Genomic DNA, 16826 nt, shown 5'->3' on the forward strand with positions numbered 1-16826 from the left:
GAGAATAGAATGCTGAATCCCAACGACGTATTAAGCCATATCAGCTTTCTGCTGGTCTTTCTGGAGGGCTTATTATCCTTTTTATCACCCTGTGTATTGCCGCTGCTGCCTGTCTATATGGGGTATCTGGCAGGGCAGGATCAAGAGCAGCCGCATTCGCAGCGCAGAATTTTCCTGCTGACGGTCAGCTTTGTCATCGGAATTTTTACCGCGATACTGCTGATGAATATTTCCGTACATGTGCTGAGCAGCTTTTTCAAGGATCACATGGTGTATTTCGTACGAATCGGGGGTATCCTGATTGTGCTTCTTGGCCTGCATCAGCTGGGAATCTGGAAATTCAAAAGTCTGGAGCGCACATGGAAGCTGCCGTTTCAGAAAAAAGGAAGTGTGAATGCAGTTATTGCCTTTCTGATGGGCTTTACATTCAGCTTTGCCTGGACACCTTGTATCGGACCTGCGCTGTCTTCCATTTTGCTGCTGGCGTCATCCTCCGGCAGTCTTTGGGTGTCCACCTTCCTGATGATTGTATACGCACTGGGGTTTACAATTCCCTTCCTGATATTGGGATTGTTTACCGGAAAGGTACTGCACTGGATTTCCAATCATAAGAATATCATGAATATTGCTGTCAAGCTGGGGGCTGTTATCTTAATTGCAATCGGTTTGATGATGTTTACCGGTAAAATGAATACCATCAGCTCGTACATGAGTACCTCGGATAAGGCAACTGCCAAAAAGGATACGGATACGGCCACACCAGAGCAGGAAGAGGAGGCTGCGGATACTCCGGATGCACAGACCTCGGCGGAACAGCTGGATTTTGTTCTGACGGATCAAAACGGAAAACAGGTATCCCTTGGCGATTACCGGGGAAAGGTTATTTTTCTGAATTTCTGGGCAACCTGGTGCCCGCCGTGTCAACGTGAGCTTCCGCATATTCAGGAGCTGTATGAGAAGTATAGGAATAGTGATGAGGTAGCTGTTTTGACGGTGGTGAATCCCGGCGGTCAGGAGAAATCTGCGGAAGGAATTCGGGCATTCCTTGATGAGCATGCATATTCCATGCCGGTTTTGTTTGATGATGGCTCCATGTATTATTATTTTCAGATAACAAGTATGCCGACGACGTTTATGATTGATAAGAACGGGAAGCCGTTTGGCTATATCAAGGGACAGCTGACGCCGGATATGATGGAGAATATGATACAGCAGACATTGTCAGGAAAAAAATAAGGATTTGATGGTATATATGGAAAGGGTTATATAAGGTGATGGTATGAAAAAACAGTATGATATGCATTGCAATATCGCACAGACACTCAATCTGATCGGTGACAGATGGACACTGCTCATTTTGCATGCAGTACGTGAGGGGAGACGCACATATAAGGATTTGCAGGAGGGGCTGGAGGGAATACCGACAAATCTGCTGTCCAGCCGATTAAAGTCCTTGTGCGAGGATGAGCTTCTCAGCTGCAGCCTGTATCAGGAGCATCCGCCGCGCTATCAGTATGAGCTTACGGATAAGAGCAGGGATCTGGATGATATTTATAATGCGATGATGATCTGGGGGGACAGGCATCTGCATAAGAGCTATAAGTGTCTGAAGCATAAGGATTGCGGGGGGGCTGTTGATATACAGTATGTATGTAGGGAGTGCGGAAAGGTCATACGAAAAGAGGACCTGATTGCGAAACCGGTTGAGGGGTGAAGCGGGTACAGCTGGCACGGGCTGGCTGTATCTTTTTTGTATGCATTCCTGGAATTTGAAAAGATTAACGATAAAGTATATGAAAAATATGATATGATAGTAGCTGAGGTGAGTCTTTCATGAAATTGATGTTTATTATTGCAGGAGATGAGTATGCTGCCGATATTTCGGAAAAGCTCAAAGAGCATGCATTTATGGCGACAGAGGTTGGAAGTACAGGTGATTTTCTGCAATATGGACAGACCGTTTTGCTGCTGGGGGTGAATGAGCAGGATTGTGACAGAATTTTATCAATTCTCGATCCGGAAGCTGACTGGAAGGGCACAGAACACGGATTTCCGTTTCATGAGGAGGTTTCTATATTTGTCACGGATGTAAATGATTATGTGAAGGTAAATGCATAGGGATGGTCGGTTTATTTCGGGCTTTAAAATAGATGACAGAGCATCCTTTTCTTTTGGAGTATTTGATTAAAAGGCCTTGTTTTAAAGGGTTTAAAGGGGTTCGATTTCGTTGGATAAAAAAATTCAAAAAAATTCAAAAAAGTTGTTGACATAAAAAAAGTCTAATGGTATTATATATGAGCGCTGATGAGAACGGCGCGAAAAAAGAAGTTCAAAAAAACGTGGAGGCTTAGCTCAGCTGGGAGAGCGTCTGCCTTACAAGCAGAGGGTCGGGGGTTCGAGTCCCTCAGCCTCCACCATAAAAATGTGCCGACTTAGCTCAATTGGTAGAGCAACTGACTTGTAATCAGTAGGTTGTGGGTTCAATTCCTATAGTCGGCACCATCTTTTAAAAAAGATTCGGGGAGGTAGCGAAGTGGCTAAACGCGGCTGACTGTAACTCAGTTCCTTTTGGTTCGGCAGTTCGAATCTGCCCCTCCCCACCATCTTTTATTGGGGCATAGCCAAGCGGTAAGGCACCAGACTTTGACTCTGGCATTCCACTGGTTCGATCCCAGTTGCCCCAGCCAATTAAATTCAACATATAAATGACCCGTTAGCTCAGTTGGTAGAGCATCTGACTTTTAATCAGAGGGTCGGGCGTTCGAATCGCCCACGGGTCACCATTTATCTGTTGCGGGTGTAGTTCAATGGTAGAACTTCAGCCTTCCAAGCTGACTACGTGAGTTCGATTCTCATCACCCGCTCCATATATCAAACAAGTCGATATTTATCGGCTTTTTTTGTCTTTTTCCGAAATTATGACTAACAAATGACCAACATGTTAAAGTAAGAAATCGTTCGCTTTTCAAAACCAGCTAATGTTATTTGGCTAGCTATCTTATTAAATGACTGTTCTTTAGACACATGGATAACGCATATATGATACATAATGCTTTTCCATAATATATTGATGTAATTTAGACATAGAGACTCACAAAAAGGTATTTCATCTGAAGCCTGTAAATTTGTAAGAAAACTGGAGAGGGATACATACATGGCATGAGATCCAGCATGTAATCCATACATTTTGCAGGTATGAGAAAAAGGAAATCATCCATACTATGCATGAGGTGATATACAATGGATAACAACGCAATCGTAGAAGAATTAAACCAGCTGCTGAAGGGCACGCACATGGGAATCGGTATATTTGAAGATTTGGAAGGAAAGCTGCAGAGTGAACGACTGAAAACAGAATTTCACGGACTGCTGGACAAGCTGAAAATGCATGCACATTCCCTGAGCGCTTTGATTCAGACATGCGGCGGTGACCCCGTCGAAAGTGCCGGATGGAAAGGCATGGTGACCGATGCAGTTGAAATGCTGAAGAACCTGATGATCAGCAATGATAAGCAGGTTCTGGAGGAAGCTGTTAAAAATATGAAAATGGCACAGAAGGCATTGCATGCGTTTGATGAGAAGCATCTTGTATTAAACGATCAGATGAAGAAAACGATGCGGATCATGCAGGAGGATTATGAATCCATGTACCATATGCTGCATAAATATCTGATTGAATTTCAATAATCCTACTGGAGAGTTTGAACGTTTCCGTGTATAATCGTATCTATAGAAAGAAGGGTTAAGCATGAACGTTCAGGAAAGATTTTTACACTATGTATCCTTTGATACGCAATCCGATGAGCATTCCCAGACAACACCAAGCTCTTTGAAGCAGCTGAAGCTGGCAGAGGCACTTGTGGATGAAATGAAGGCTATCGGCATCGAGGATGCATATGTAGATGAATTCGGTATTGTATACGGTACGATACCGGCAACAACCAAAAAGGATGTAAAATCCATCGGGTTTATCGCGCATATGGATACATCTCCGGATATGAGCGGCAGAGATGTAAAGCCGAGAATAGTCAAATCCTATGACGGGTCCGATATCGTGCTGAATGAAGAACTGGGTATCAAAATGGGAGTCCATGATTTTGCATGCCTGCAGGAGAAAATCGGCGAGGATTTGATTGTGACAGATGGAACGACGCTATTGGGAGCTGATGACAAGGCGGGAATTGCGGAAATCATGACGATGGCGGAAACGCTGCTTCAGGAAAGCCGTGAGCATGGAAAAATCTGTCTGGCATTTACACCGGACGAAGAGGTTGGTCGGGGAACGGATCATTTCCGTATTCCGGAATTCGGTGCTGATATTGCATATACGGTTGACGGAGGAGAGGTAGACTGCGTGGATTATGAAAACTTCAATGCCGCTAGTGCAGAAATTCAGATTCAGGGTCTGAGCATCCATCCGGGAAGTGCGAAGGATAAAATGATCAACGCCCTACTGGTAGCGATGGAATTTCACTCTATGCTGCCGGTACAGAAAAATCCTGCTTATACGGAAGGCTATGAGGGCTTTCACCATCTTACAGACCTCCATGGAGAATGTGAGCATGCCTATATGTCCTATATTATTCGCAATCACAGTGAAGAGCTGTTTGAACAGCAGAAGGCAGAGTTTCAAAGAGTTGCGGATTATCTGAATCAGAAATATCCTGAAAATACGATTCAGCTGCAGATTCATGACAGCTATGCGAATATGCGTACCATTATTGAAAAGGATATGCGAATCATAGAGCTGGTGAAAACGTCCATGAAGCAGATTGGCTTGGAGCCGAGATCCATGGCAATCCGCGGAGGCACGGATGGTGCCCGTCTGACCTATGACGGCCTTCCTTGTCCCAACCTTGGAACCGGTGGCTACAACTACCATGGAAAATATGAGTTTGCTTCTATTCAGGAGATGCAGAAAAGCGTTGAGCTACTGCTAAAAATTGTAGAAAACAATGTGCAGGAAGCATAAAAGGCATATTCCGTACCGAAGATCGTCTTGGAATAAATGCAAGAAAACAGAAGATGGAAGCCTGCTGCATGTGCAGGAAATCATTCTTCTGTTTTTTTCTGTTTTTAAGGTGAGTGAGGTCTCCTTCGCACAGCCTGTGTATGCGGACGGATATTCTATGCCACTGTGCTTTCTTCACATTATAGGAAATCGTGCCGGTTTCCTATAATGGGTTAGAGCTGAGCTACTATGTTAAAGCGTCCCGATTTCCCATAATAGCTTTATAACATTTTTATCTAAAAAGCAGGCAGAATACCCCCACCTCAGTGGTCGATGAACAGGAGGGGGATGAATGCAGCCATATTTCTTTTCATCCTTGTTTTCTTTCTGTTTTCCATAAAACTTTCCTTAAGCTTCTCTCATATTCGTGGTATAATGATGTCAACAAAAGGAGGTTTTCCTTCATGAAATCATATCGCACATATTCTAGTATCCTATCTGCTAATCATCCACAAAACCCCCGGCTTTTCTGCTCTTACACATCGTGCTAAAAATCTGTACAATATTGCTTCGTTCTATATAAGAAATGCGTACAGTGCTTCCATCAAATCAAATGAGGATCGCTTTCCACATGAGATACAGGTCCTGGAAGAACTCAATGGTGTCGTTGATGAATGGAATGTCATACGTCAAAAGCATCATAGCACACCATTCCACATCATTGATCATGAACATCGCTTTGTTTCCATGCAGCATCTGGATGTTTTTTTTAAATTGCGTGACCAGATCGATTACCGTGCTCTTCCTGCGCAAGCAAATCAGAACGTATTGCATATGCTGTATCGTGACTGGAAAAGCTTTTTTGCTGCTTTAGCGGATTACAAAGCACATCCTGACAAATATGAAGCAGTCCCTCATATCCCTCGATATGCAGATAAAGACGGTTATAAACCCTTGATCTTTACCAATCAGATATGCAAACTGAGAAAAGACAAGCATGGTTGGTATGTAAAGTTTCCCAAGGCAGTGCTGCAGGCAGGATGTATACGTGACCGATATGATCTTGGTAAGATGGACCTGCATGAACAGAAGCTGAAGGAAGTACGCCTGATTCCCAATGGAGATACTATCAAGCTTGAAATCGTATGCGAGATAGAAATCAAGGAACCAACGATCACAATCCATGAGGCAACCAGAGTAGCCGGCATAGATATTGGTGTCGATAATCTGACAGCGATTGCGTTTACGAGTGGACACCACCCTGTGCTGATAAAAGGAAATGAAATAAAAGCAGTCAATCAATTCTATAACAAACAGATCGCACATTATCGCTCACTGCTAAGAACTGGAAAGAAGGATAGCGAAGGGATCCATCAAACAAAACGAATGAAACGTATCAGCGAAAAGCGAAATCGACGTGTAAAGGATATCCTGCACAAAGCATCAAGAAAAATAATAGATCTATGTGTAGAGGAAGGAATTGAAGTTATCGTCGTAGGAAATAATGCGGGTTGGAAGAAGCGTATCCATATAGGGAAGAAGAACAATCAGACATTTGTTCAGATATCGTTTCATACGCTGATCGAAATGATCAAATACAAAGGAGAAGCGGCAGGAATCAGAGTCGTAATCTGTGAAGAAAGCTATACATCGAAGGCTAGTTCCATTGACGAGGATCAAATACCAGTCTATGGAAATGATGTAACACACGCTTTCTCAGGTAAAAGAATCAAGCGAGGATTGTACAGAAGCAAAAATGGCATTCTAATGAATGCCGATATCAATGGAGCAAGTAATATCATACGAAAAGTATATCCATGTATGCCAAAGCGAGAGCGATGGAGTAGAGGTACTGTGAACGTACCAGTTACGTGTATCTGAACACGAACAAAAAGTTTTGATGAATGTGTAAGCATTCATTAGAAGCCGCTTGCTCTTTAGCTGGCGGTAGTTCACAGGGACAAGCAGTTTCTATTTCGCGGATAGTTTCTTTTCTTCAGCTTTTTTCAGCAATCATTCTCTCCCTTATTCTATAGAGAGCATTTTCCTAAAAGGCGGCAGTGCTCCAACAGAGGGAGCATTCCCTGTACGGTTGCATAAACTGTTCAGCAAAGCGTAGTTTCGCAAGCATGATAACCACAGTAGCAAAGGTACAGCCTATTCTCTGCGGCTTTTTGTATAAGACGGTATCCTATCTTTGACCGAAAAAAAGTGTCTTGAGAGAAGACACCCTACCGATCATATGTTTTTGAAAAAGACCTGTGCAAAAGAGCAGCTGTTAAGAACAGCGCGTTACTCCTTGACAATGATACCCAGCAGCTGTACCAGACGAAGCGCCTGCTGTTCATTGACGATGACTCCGCGGATATGATCCATCGTCAGACTGATACCTTCAATATCGCTGGAGGAAAGATCCATGCCCTTTAAATTCGTGTTATGAAACTCACTCTCCTTCAAATCACAGCTGTCGTATACGGTTTTCTGATATTCGCACTGAATGAAGCTCGCATTTGAAAAATTGCTGTTTTCAAAAATAACCTGCCGAAATCTGGAGCCCGACAAATTGGCATAGGCAGCCTTCAGATTTGTGAAAAGGGTATTGTGTATGACACAATCGCTGAAATCGATTCCCATACAGCGGCAGTTGCGGAAAACACAGCGGTGAATAGCTCCCTTGTTGAAATGCAGGTTTGACAGCTCGCAATTTTCAAATACGGTATCAATCATATCAATCGCATCAAACTCACAATCCTCAAAAAATACATTACGAAAGACGCAGCCATCCAGATGCAAGGCGGTATACTCCTCATTGCTGATGGTGATGCCGTCAAATTCCATTCCTTCCACATAATTGTCCTCATCAATGCAGGCATACAAGCTTTGTGCCCTCGCATATGACGGGCGCAGGCGGGGCTGTACTATTTTCATTATATCCACATCCTTTGGGTTCTATTGTACCGTATTCTCTGCGGTATGAAAAGAAAATCTCCGTAAAAATTTCAGCGGCTGCTTTCCACTCATCGCTTTCCCATAGCGGTAATCGTATAAATTCCAAGGAAGCATTACCTTTAGGCAGGCTGGGAAATGACCGCAGAAGACTGCTTGTACATTTTTTTGTTTGACATGTTTTCGTTGATTGCTTCCTGAATGGTGAAGAAGGGCATCAGGCTTATATCCGGCTCGATCAGTCTTCGAAATAGAAGTCTTGTATTTCCGGGGAATCCTCTATATAATGAAGACGTTGAAAAAACGATTGCGTATTTATGAAGGATACTTGATAGAACGCAGTAGATGAAGGAAGGTACATATTATGGAACATATCATACAGCCGATGGCGGCTTCTTTGCATATCCAGCCGGAACAGATCAAAAACACGCTGCAGCTGCTGGAGGAAGGAAACACCGTTCCGTTCATTGCCCGTTACCGTAAGGAAGTGACCAAGGGACTGGATGAAGAACAGATTCGTGTTATACAGGAGCAATATGAGTATCAGGTGAATCTGGAAAAGCGCAAGGAGGATGTCAAGCGTCTGATTGAGCAGCAGGGCAAGCTGACGGAAGAAATTATCGCATCAGTCAACGCCTGTGAAAAGCTGTCACAGGTTGAGGATATTTATCGTCCATACCAGCAGAAGCGGAAAACAAGAGCAAGTGATGCGGCTGCACGTGGCTTAAAGCCGTTTGCGGAATGGATGCTGAAGCTGCTGCGGGATGGGGATGTGCGTCAAGAAGCGAAGAGATATTTGAACGATAAGGTGTCCGATGTGGAGGCTGCCATACAGGGAGCAAAGGATATCATTGCGGAAATGGCAAGTGATGATCCGGCTGTGCGCCAGAAAATCCGCAGCAGTATGGAGCGCTATGGAAGGTTAACGACGAAGGAAAAGAAAAAGCATACCGATGAGAAAAAGATTTATAAAATGTACTATGATTACAGTGAGCGTGTAACCACACTGGCCAGTCACCGTATCATGGCGATCGATCGTGGAGAAAAGGAAAAGGTGCTTGCCGTTTCCATCGAGTTTGATAAGGAGTATATCATTGACTGGACCAATCGCCGGTTTACGAAAAAACGCCAGAGTCCGTGTGTTGAATATATCGAGGAGGCTGTGCAGGACGGCCTGAAGCGGCTTGCCTTTCCTGCGGTGGAGCGTGAAATCCGATCCCAGCTGAGTGAAAAGGCACACGAGCAGTCGATTGAGGTATTCTCGTTAAATCTGGAACGTCTGCTGATGCAGCCGCCGATGAAAAATAAAATGGTGCTTGGCTTTGACCCGGCCTTTCGTACCGGCTGTAAGCTGGCTGTCGTCGATAAAAACGGTAATATGCTGGATGTCAGTGTGATTTATCCGACACCGCCAAATGCCAAGATCAAAGAGGCGAAGGAGAAGATGCTGCAGCTGTTAAAGAAGTATCCCATTGATATTATTGCTATCGGAAACGGAACTGCCAGCCGTGAAAGCGAAGCCTTTGTTGCCGCATTGATTCGTGAATATCATCTGTCGGCTGCCTATACCATCGTTTCCGAAGCAGGGGCATCCGTGTATTCCGCAAGCAAGCTGGCACGGGAGGAATTTCCTGATCTGCATGTGGAGCAGCGCTCTGCCATTTCCATTGCACGCAGGATCATTGATCCGCTATCCGAGCTGATCAAAATCGATCCGCAGTCGATCGGTGTCGGGCAGTATCAGCATGACCTTCCCACCGCCCGTTTAAAGGATCGTCTTGATTTTGTTGTTTCCAAGGCGGTGAACCGGGTCGGTGTCAATGTGAATACCGCATCCCAGGAGCTGTTGAAAAACATATCCGGACTCAGCCAGGCAACAGCAAAATCCATTGTGGAATACCGCAGGGAGCACGGGGAGCTGAAAAACAGGAAGGAACTGAAGAAAATTCCGAAGATTGGTGAGAAATCGTATGAACAGGCGGCCGGCTTTTTGCGTATCGAGGATGGGGATGAGCTGCTGGATCGTACCAGTATTCATCCGGAAAGCTATGCCACAGCCAGAAAGGTGTTACAGCAGCTGGGTCTCAGTGAGCAGGATATGGGAAGTGAACAGGCACAGGAAGCGGTACAGCAGGCGGATGCTGACGGGCTGATTCGTGATTGTGAGAGTGACCGCTATACGATTCAGGATATCCTGGAGGCAATTGCGACACCGTTAAGAGATTATCGTGAACGGTATGATGCGCCGCTGTTAAGAAGCGATGTGCTGGAGCTTGAGGATCTGCATATCGGTGATCAGCTGGAGGGAGTTGTCCGCAATGTGGTGGATTTTGGAGCCTTTGTGGATATCGGGCTGCATGAGGACGGTCTTGTACATATCTCCAAAATGAGCAGGCACCGTATTGCACATCCAAGCGATAAGGTATCGGTAGGAGATATCGTGAAGGTCTGGGTATACAATATCGATGAGGAAAAGCAGAAGGTACAGCTGTCACTGCTGCCGATGCAATAGAAATAAATTTACGGTTCTGTTGAACCGATGGATAAGAGTATTCATGAAAGCAGCCGTTAAGAACATTTGTTCAAAAAAACGGCTGCTCTTTTACAATTTCACATAATATTCTATGTGCAATGCAGGGGTTTTATAGTATAATAAACGTGTTCAAAACAAGGAGGACTATAGAATGTACCAATTAGAAGATCTAAAGGGAAAAGCGAACAACATTCGCAAGAACATCGTTAAGACGGTTACAGAAGCAAAATCCGGTCATCCGGGTGGAAGTCTGTCTTCTGTAGAAATCGCAACGGCGATTTACTTTACACAGATGGATATCACCCCAGACAACGTGGCATCAACGAATAGGGATCGTTTTGTCCTGTCAAAGGGTCATGCTTCACCGCTGCTGTATTCTGTACTGGCAGAGAAAGGGCTGATCGAAGAGGAAGAGCTGCTAACGTTCCGTAAAATCAACTCCCGCCTGCAGGGACATCCAAGTATGCGCAAGCTGCCTGGTGTCGATATGTCCACCGGATCACTGGGACAGGGAATCTCCTGTGCAGTCGGTATGGCACTGGCGAACAAATACAACAAGGAAGACCACCGTATTTATACGATTTTAGGTGATGGGGAATGTCAGGAAGGGCAGGTATGGGAAGCTGCTATGGCGGCATCACACTACAAGCTGGATAACCTGCTGGCATTTGTTGACCACAACGGTCTTCAGATTGACGGTAATGTAACCGATGTTATGAATCCAACACCGATTGATGAAAAATTCAAGGCATTTGGATGGAATGTGATCGTTCTGGAAAACGGAAATGATCTGGAAAGCGTAATTGCAGCTTGTGAGGAAGCAAAGACGGTCAAGGGAAAACCAACGGTTGTTGTTGCTCACACAGTTAAGGGTAAAGGCGTATCCTTCATGGAAAACAAAGCTGGCTGGCATGGAACTGCACCGAGTGCAGAACAGTGTGCGGAAGCAATTGCAGAACTTGAAGGAGGATGTAAATAATGGCAAAGATGGCTACTCGTGAAGCGTATGGAAAAGCGCTTGCTGAACTGGCAAAGGAAAATAAAAAGATTCTGGTACTGGATGCCGATTTATCCGGTTCCACAAAAACAGGCGAAGTGAAGAAGGTTGCACCTGAGCAGCATTTCAACTTCGGTATTGCAGAGGGTAATATGATGGCAGCGGCTGCCGGTATGGCAACAAGCGGAAACATCGTATTTGCAAGTACATTCGCAATGTTCGCTGCCGGACGTGCGTTTGAACAGGTGCGCAACTCCATCTGTTATCCGCACCTGAATGTAAAGGTGTGTGCAACACATGCCGGACTTACCGTAGGTGAGGATGGAGCAAGTCACCAGAGTGTTGAGGATGTTGCTTTGATGAGAAGCATTCCGGGTATGGTTGTTGTTTCACCGGCTGACGGAGTGGAAACAAAGGCGGCAATTCGTGCAGTGGCTGAATACGATGGTCCATGCTATGTACGTCTGGGTAGAATGGCAGTTGAGGATGTATATACAGAAGATACGCTGAACTTCCAGATTGGAAAAGGAAACGTGATCCGCAAAGGAAACAGCGTTGCGCTGATTGCGACCGGTATCATGGTGGAGGCTGCCATGAAGGCTGCGGATATCCTGAAGGAAAACGGTATGGATGTAACGGTTGTTGATATGCACACCATCAAACCGATTGACGAAGAGCTAATCGTTGAACTGACAAAGGATCACGATCTGTTTGTAACCTGTGAAGAGCACAGTGTTATCGGCGGTTTGGGTAGTGCTGTTGCCGAGGTACTCAGTCAAAAGGCACCGAAGAAGCTTGCCATGGTAGGAATCAAGGATACCTTTGGAGAAAGCGGAACACCGGCTGCACTGCTTGAGAAATACGGTCTCACTGCAAACGATATCGTTAAGGCAGTGGAAGACAATAAGTAAATTATAGGATAGAAAGCTGTAAGATTTGGTTATCGGATAAAATCTTGCAGCTTTTTTTGTTCCTGCGCCTTTTACAGTCATGGGAAAAATTAGGATATGATAGAGACGTGCTTATGCAGGTCATTATCGAAAAGTCTGTAATTAACGGAAGAAACAGCAAGGGTGTTGGAAGCGATGCATAGAAGTATACTGAAAATATGCTATCTATAAGAGACATATCACATTAAACTGCTGATGAAAAAGGAAAGATAAATACATTGTGCGGGATTGCTTTGACTGATGCATGATAGGAACCTGTGTACATTTTCCTTATATTTTCTGTCTGTCATATCAGAAGGGTGGCAGAGGGTGCACTGTATGATGTTCTTAAGGTGTGTATATAAAGACGAATATATAAAAAAGCAGAACCTGTGTGTTCTGCCTCTTTCCTATTTGTTTTTTACATCCGCTATTGCAGTGTAAACGGCCTTTGCATCCATGACATTGCCATATTCTGTAGCACTGCCGCCTTCCTCAACAAGGGTTTTCTCTATTTTCTCTGCCTTGGCGCTGATGACCATATACTGATGACCGTCCTTCATTCTGGCAACACTGATCAGACAATAGCCTGCCTCAGGTGTAAAGCCGCTTTTACCGCCAATGATTTCTCCGCCTGGAAACTTCAGATCCTTATCATAAAACAGAAGGGTGCTCCTCAGCTTCAGCCCATTTGGGTGCTGTTTGGTTGCAGGTATGGTATACCGCAGGGTTGTCATCACCTTGCGAAAGGCAGGGTTTTTCCATGCGTGATCCATCATTTTTTTCATATCCTGCAGTGTTGTATAGTGCTGTTTATCCTGCAGTCCTGTTGTATTTGTGAAATGCGTATGCAGCATTCCCATACCGTTGGCCTTTTCATTCATATCCTTCACAAATTTGGAAATACTGCCATTCAAGTGATTAGCCAAAGCGTTTGCACCATCTGCACCGGAGGGAAGAATGAGTGCGTATAAAAGATCCTCCAGTGTTACCTGTTCTCCTGCTTCCAGACCTGCGACACTTGCATTTGCTTCCGCAAGCCCTTCAATATCCTGTTCTGTAATCGTTATTTTTTTATGCAGATTCTCCATGTTATCCAGAGCGACGATTGCGGTGAGCACCTTTGTCAGGGATGCGGGAAACAGCCTTTCATCACTGTTTTTTTCATAGAGTACCTGCTGATCCTGTAAGTCGATCACCATGGCATAGCGGCTGTTCAGGGTCATACTCTCTAGCCTTTTTTTTATGTTCTGCTGATTTGCATCAAGACCTTGCCCTGTGACGGGGGTTGATGCTTCCTCCTGCTTCATGAAATCAGGATAATACTCTTTGATTTGTATGTACATAGCGACATCCAGAAACAGCAGAAGCAGAGCTGCTACCGCCACGAGCCACCATCTTTTTCTTATATTTCGCATTGCTGTCAACTCCTCCAATATCATAACACAGATAGTAAAATAGTCTATGGCAAATATGGGAAAATCGCCTCTTAATTTTTTCTTACATTGCAAACTTGTCGCGACGAATGTGGCGGGATTTGTTATAATAGAAACATGGAGGGATTTTTCATGCAGACAAAAATACTGGTATTAGATGATGAAAAGGAAATTGCAGACCTCGTTGCGCTGTATCTGAACAATGAAGGCTATGAAGTACATAAATTTTATGACAGCAAGGATGCGCTGGAATATATGAAAAATAACCGCATTGATCTGGCACTGCTGGATGTGATGATGCCGGAAATCAGCGGCTTTGAAATATGCAGGATCATACGGGAAAAATATATGTTTCCGGTCATCATGCTGACTGCCAAGGTGGAGGATGTGGATAAGATACAGGGACTTTCTCTGGGAGCGGATGACTATATTACAAAGCCGTTTAATCCGCTGGAGCTGGTGGCCCGTGTCAAGGCACAGCTGCGCCGCTATAAAAAATATAACCCGTCACAGGAAAATGTGAATGTGATTGACTTTAAGGGGCTGATCATCGACAATGATTCCCATCGATGCACCCTGTATGACGAAGTGCTCAATCTGACACCGATTGAATTTTCAATCCTGTGGTATCTGTGCAAAAACCGCGGGCGCGTGATCACCAGTGAAGAGCTGTTTGAGGCTGTGTGGAAGGAAAAATACTTTGACAGCAACAATACGGTAATGGTGCATATCCGCCGTCTGCGTGAAAAAATGCATGAGCCGCCGAGAAATCCGAAATTCATCAAAACGGTGTGGGGCGTAGGATACCAGATTGAAGAATAGCACCTATCGCAGATTGCGCAAGCATCTGGCGTATCTGTATCTCTTTATGACAGCGCTGGTTATGGGAATCATCGGCATTCTTATGTTTCTGCTGGATCATTACGCACAGGTTTTCAGTAATCAGGGAACACTCAGGGATTCAGATTTTCTGCTGTTTTATCTGAAGCATGAGCTGGAGTTCAATCTGTTTCTGCTGGCAGCAGGCACAGCGCTTCTGCTGTATCTGTTTGTACTGCTCTTCTTTCAAAATCTGGATGTCCTGCTTGATACAGTGCAGGGTAAGCCGGTGGACCGACTGCCGTTCAGCTACTGTTATCTGCCGGAAATGGATATGGCCAGAGGACGGATTCAGGATATGCTGGAGAAAAAGCAGCATACCCGTCAGCTGTCGGTTCAGGAGAAGGAGCATAAAAACGAGCTGCTGATGTATCTCGCACATGACCTGAAAACACCACTTACATCAATGATTGGCTATATTAACCATATTCTTGATCACAAGGTGGATCAGGAGCAGCTGGATACCTCGATTCGCATCACCTATGAAAAGGCACAGCGTCTGGATGATCTGATTGATGAATTTTCAGAAATTCTGCGGTATGACGATAAGGTGTCACAGCTGGAGGTCACCAGAATTGATCTGAATACCATGCTGCAGCAGCAGCTGGCAGGCTTTTATCCGCTTATGGAGGAAAAGGGAATCCGGCTGCAACTACATCTGGCGGATCATATGGAAATCAGTGGAGACTTCGATAAACTGCAGCGTGTCTTTGATAATCTTATGCGAAATGCCATCAACTACAGCATTCCCCAGACGGAAATCCGGATCGCCGGTATGCTGTATGAGGATGGTGTCTGCCTGACCTACAGCAATGAAGGAGAAGCCATGGATACCGCTTCCGTGCAGCATCTGTTCGACAAATTTTATCGGGCGGGAAGTGCACGGACATCGACCAGCGGAGGTGCCGGGCTGGGACTGGCGATTGCCAGAGAAATCATTGAGCTGCATCAGGGGGAAATCAAAGCCGACATGGAAGGTACGACGATTACCTTTACCCTGCGGCTTCCGTATGAACAGAAGGTGATACTGTGAAACACGCCAATTTAAAAGCCCTGCGTCGCCGTCTGTTTATCAAATATGCATGCATTATCATTGGCATCACGCTGGGGACGATAACACTGATTTATCTCTTTGATGATGTGCTGAACGGTGTTGTCATCGACTTTATCCGGCTGTTTATGGAAACCGGAGATCCCTTTGCGATGTTTCGCAAAATTTATATGATTGTGCTGCCGCTGCTTATTGTGGCCGCCATTATTCTTATGATTTATTTCCTCTGTCGTGATCTTGTCAATTATATGCGGATATTGATGCGGGGCATGGAGGATGTTATGCGCAAGGATCGCTCCCGTTTTGATTTCCCAAAGGAAATGAAGGAAGCGGAACAGCTGATAATGGCGCTGTCTGATGATTATCAGAATTATCTGAAGGCTGCTGCACAGGATGAGGAAAAGAAAAAGGATTTGATTTATCTGCTGGCGCAGGATATCAAAATGCCGTTGTCCAATATTTTAATGTATTTGGAATTTCTGCATAAGGAAACCCGTATTTCCCCGGAAATTCAGAAGGACTTTGTAATACAGGTACTGCATAAGTCGCTGGACTTGGAGGATATGATCAATGAGTTTTTCGATATCACCCGGTTCAATTTGCAATATGCGAAATGGAATCCGGAGCATATGTATCTGGATCGCATGATGGAACAGGTGGTGGATGAGTACTATATGCTGATGGAAGCAAAGCAGATGGAGGTATCCATAGAAAGCGGCAGCGGCCTTGCATTGTTTGCGGATAATGAAAAGATAGCACGCGTCATGCGGGATCTTCTGCGCAATTTAGTTGAGCTGGGACGGGTGAAAGCGACGATTCATATCCGGATGCAGGAGTTTGATGAACGCTATGAGGTGCTTATGGAGGTGGAATCCAGACATCTCTCAGCATATCAGATTGCCCATATCTTTCACAATTATTACCGGCTGGAGGATGTGCATGGTGAGGGCAACCTGCATGTTCTGGGGCTGGGGATTGCCAGACAGATCATGGATATGCAGAAGGGGACACTGCGGGCAAGCTCGATAGACAAGCTGTTAAGCTTTACAGTTCAGATTCCAAAGGCTTTTGTACCGGGACATAAGGAATCCGTGGTATAATACG

Annotated in this window: 14 protein-coding genes, 6 tRNA genes and 1 pseudogene; 18 read left to right on the plus strand and 3 right to left on the minus strand. The window is 44.9% G+C overall.

Features of this window, described 5'->3' with window-relative positions:
* Positions 1-9: 9 nt before the first annotated feature.
* From ACESPQ_RS05570 to pepT, 11 genes are all read left to right on the plus strand, one after another.
* Complete coding sequence (locus tag ACESPQ_RS05570; protein WP_002608213.1) at positions 10-1236, plus strand: cytochrome c biogenesis protein/redoxin; 1227 nt, start codon at positions 10-12, stop codon at positions 1234-1236.
* Between the two features lie 43 nt (positions 1237-1279).
* Positions 1280-1714, plus strand: a complete 435-nt coding sequence (locus ACESPQ_RS05575) for a winged helix-turn-helix transcriptional regulator (RefSeq protein WP_002608214.1) — start codon at positions 1280-1282, stop codon at positions 1712-1714.
* A 119-nt stretch (positions 1715-1833) separates the two neighbouring features.
* Complete coding sequence (locus ACESPQ_RS05580) at positions 1834-2118, plus strand: cyclic-di-AMP receptor (RefSeq protein ID WP_002608215.1); 285 nt, start codon at positions 1834-1836, stop codon at positions 2116-2118.
* Positions 2119-2341: 223 nt separating this feature from the next.
* Positions 2342-2417 (plus strand) — tRNA-Val (locus ACESPQ_RS05585).
* A gap of 9 nt (positions 2418-2426) precedes the next feature.
* Positions 2427-2502 (plus strand) — tRNA-Thr (locus ACESPQ_RS05590).
* A 17-nt stretch (positions 2503-2519) separates the two neighbouring features.
* A tRNA-Tyr gene (locus tag ACESPQ_RS05595) sits at positions 2520-2603 on the plus strand.
* Positions 2604-2611: 8 nt separating this feature from the next.
* Positions 2612-2687, plus strand: a tRNA-Gln gene (locus tag ACESPQ_RS05600).
* Positions 2688-2707: 20 nt separating this feature from the next.
* A tRNA-Lys gene (locus tag ACESPQ_RS05605) sits at positions 2708-2783 on the plus strand.
* Between the two features lie 10 nt (positions 2784-2793).
* A tRNA-Gly gene (locus tag ACESPQ_RS05610) sits at positions 2794-2867 on the plus strand.
* A gap of 373 nt (positions 2868-3240) precedes the next feature.
* Positions 3241-3687, plus strand: a complete 447-nt coding sequence (locus ACESPQ_RS05615) for a DUF2383 domain-containing protein (RefSeq protein WP_008819183.1) — start codon at positions 3241-3243, stop codon at positions 3685-3687.
* A 61-nt stretch (positions 3688-3748) separates the two neighbouring features.
* Complete coding sequence (pepT, locus tag ACESPQ_RS05620; protein ID WP_009269497.1) at positions 3749-4972, plus strand: peptidase T; 1224 nt, start codon at positions 3749-3751, stop codon at positions 4970-4972.
* A gap of 588 nt (positions 4973-5560) precedes the next feature.
* Here the strand turns inward: pepT and ACESPQ_RS05625 are convergent.
* A complete protein-coding gene (locus tag ACESPQ_RS05625; RefSeq protein WP_170316692.1) occupies positions 5561-5785 on the minus strand; it encodes a hypothetical protein in 225 nt (74 codons plus the stop codon).
* Between ACESPQ_RS05625 and ACESPQ_RS05630 the strand changes: the two genes are divergently transcribed.
* Complete coding sequence (locus ACESPQ_RS05630; protein ID WP_257334268.1) at positions 5786-6832, plus strand: RNA-guided endonuclease InsQ/TnpB family protein; 1047 nt, start codon at positions 5786-5788, stop codon at positions 6830-6832.
* Between the two features lie 411 nt (positions 6833-7243).
* On the opposite strand, the gene ACESPQ_RS05635 is transcribed toward ACESPQ_RS05630, so the two are convergent.
* Positions 7244-7879 (minus strand): pentapeptide repeat-containing protein, encoded by a 636-nt coding sequence (locus ACESPQ_RS05635; protein WP_373144058.1) that lies wholly within the window; start codon positions 7877-7879, stop codon positions 7244-7246.
* A 382-nt stretch (positions 7880-8261) separates the two neighbouring features.
* On the opposite strand from ACESPQ_RS05635, the gene ACESPQ_RS05640 reads away from it, so the two are divergent.
* The 3 genes and pseudogenes from ACESPQ_RS05640 to ACESPQ_RS05650 all read left to right on the plus strand — a co-directional run bounded on the left by ACESPQ_RS05640 (position 8262) and on the right by ACESPQ_RS05650 (position 12338).
* Positions 8262-10409, plus strand: a complete 2148-nt coding sequence (locus tag ACESPQ_RS05640) for a Tex family protein (protein ID WP_002608224.1) — start codon at positions 8262-8264, stop codon at positions 10407-10409.
* A gap of 157 nt (positions 10410-10566) precedes the next feature.
* A pseudogene (locus tag ACESPQ_RS05645) lies at positions 10567-11409 on the plus strand (transketolase); the annotation flags it as partial.
* The gene (locus ACESPQ_RS05650) at positions 11409-12338 is read left to right on the plus strand and encodes a transketolase family protein (RefSeq protein ID WP_002608226.1); all 930 of its coding nucleotides are present in this window, start codon (positions 11409-11411) and stop codon (positions 12336-12338) included. The pseudogene ACESPQ_RS05645 and the gene ACESPQ_RS05650, both read left to right, overlap by 1 nt.
* Before the next feature lie 428 nt (positions 12339-12766).
* Here the strand turns inward: ACESPQ_RS05650 and ACESPQ_RS05655 are convergent, their stop codons facing one another.
* Complete coding sequence (locus ACESPQ_RS05655; RefSeq protein ID WP_373144060.1) at positions 12767-13774, minus strand: D-alanyl-D-alanine carboxypeptidase family protein; 1008 nt, start codon at positions 13772-13774, stop codon at positions 12767-12769.
* Between the two features lie 150 nt (positions 13775-13924).
* Here ACESPQ_RS05655 and vanR point away from each other — a divergent pair, with 150 nt between their 5' ends.
* Genes vanR through ACESPQ_RS05670 form a run of 3 tightly spaced genes read left to right on the plus strand, consistent with a single transcriptional unit; the run spans position 13925 to position 16822 of the window.
* Positions 13925-14614: a VanR-ABDEGLN family response regulator transcription factor gene (gene vanR, locus ACESPQ_RS05660; protein ID WP_373144061.1), complete on the plus strand. Its 690-nt coding sequence runs from the start codon at positions 13925-13927 to the stop codon at positions 14612-14614.
* Entirely contained in the window at positions 14604-15704 is a 1101-nt protein-coding gene (locus ACESPQ_RS05665) for a sensor histidine kinase (protein WP_373144062.1), read from the plus strand. The genes vanR and ACESPQ_RS05665 overlap by 11 nt, the downstream gene beginning before the upstream one ends.
* Positions 15701-16822 (plus strand): sensor histidine kinase, encoded by a 1122-nt coding sequence (locus ACESPQ_RS05670; RefSeq protein WP_009269492.1) that lies wholly within the window; start codon positions 15701-15703, stop codon positions 16820-16822. The genes ACESPQ_RS05665 and ACESPQ_RS05670 overlap by 4 nt, the downstream gene beginning before the upstream one ends.
* The last annotated feature ends 4 nt before the right edge of the window (positions 16823-16826 follow it).

The organism is Clostridium sp. HGF2, from assembly GCF_964240115.1.
GTDB classification, from domain to species: domain Bacteria; phylum Bacillota_I; class Bacilli_A; order Erysipelotrichales; family Erysipelotrichaceae; genus Clostridium_AQ; species Clostridium_AQ innocuum.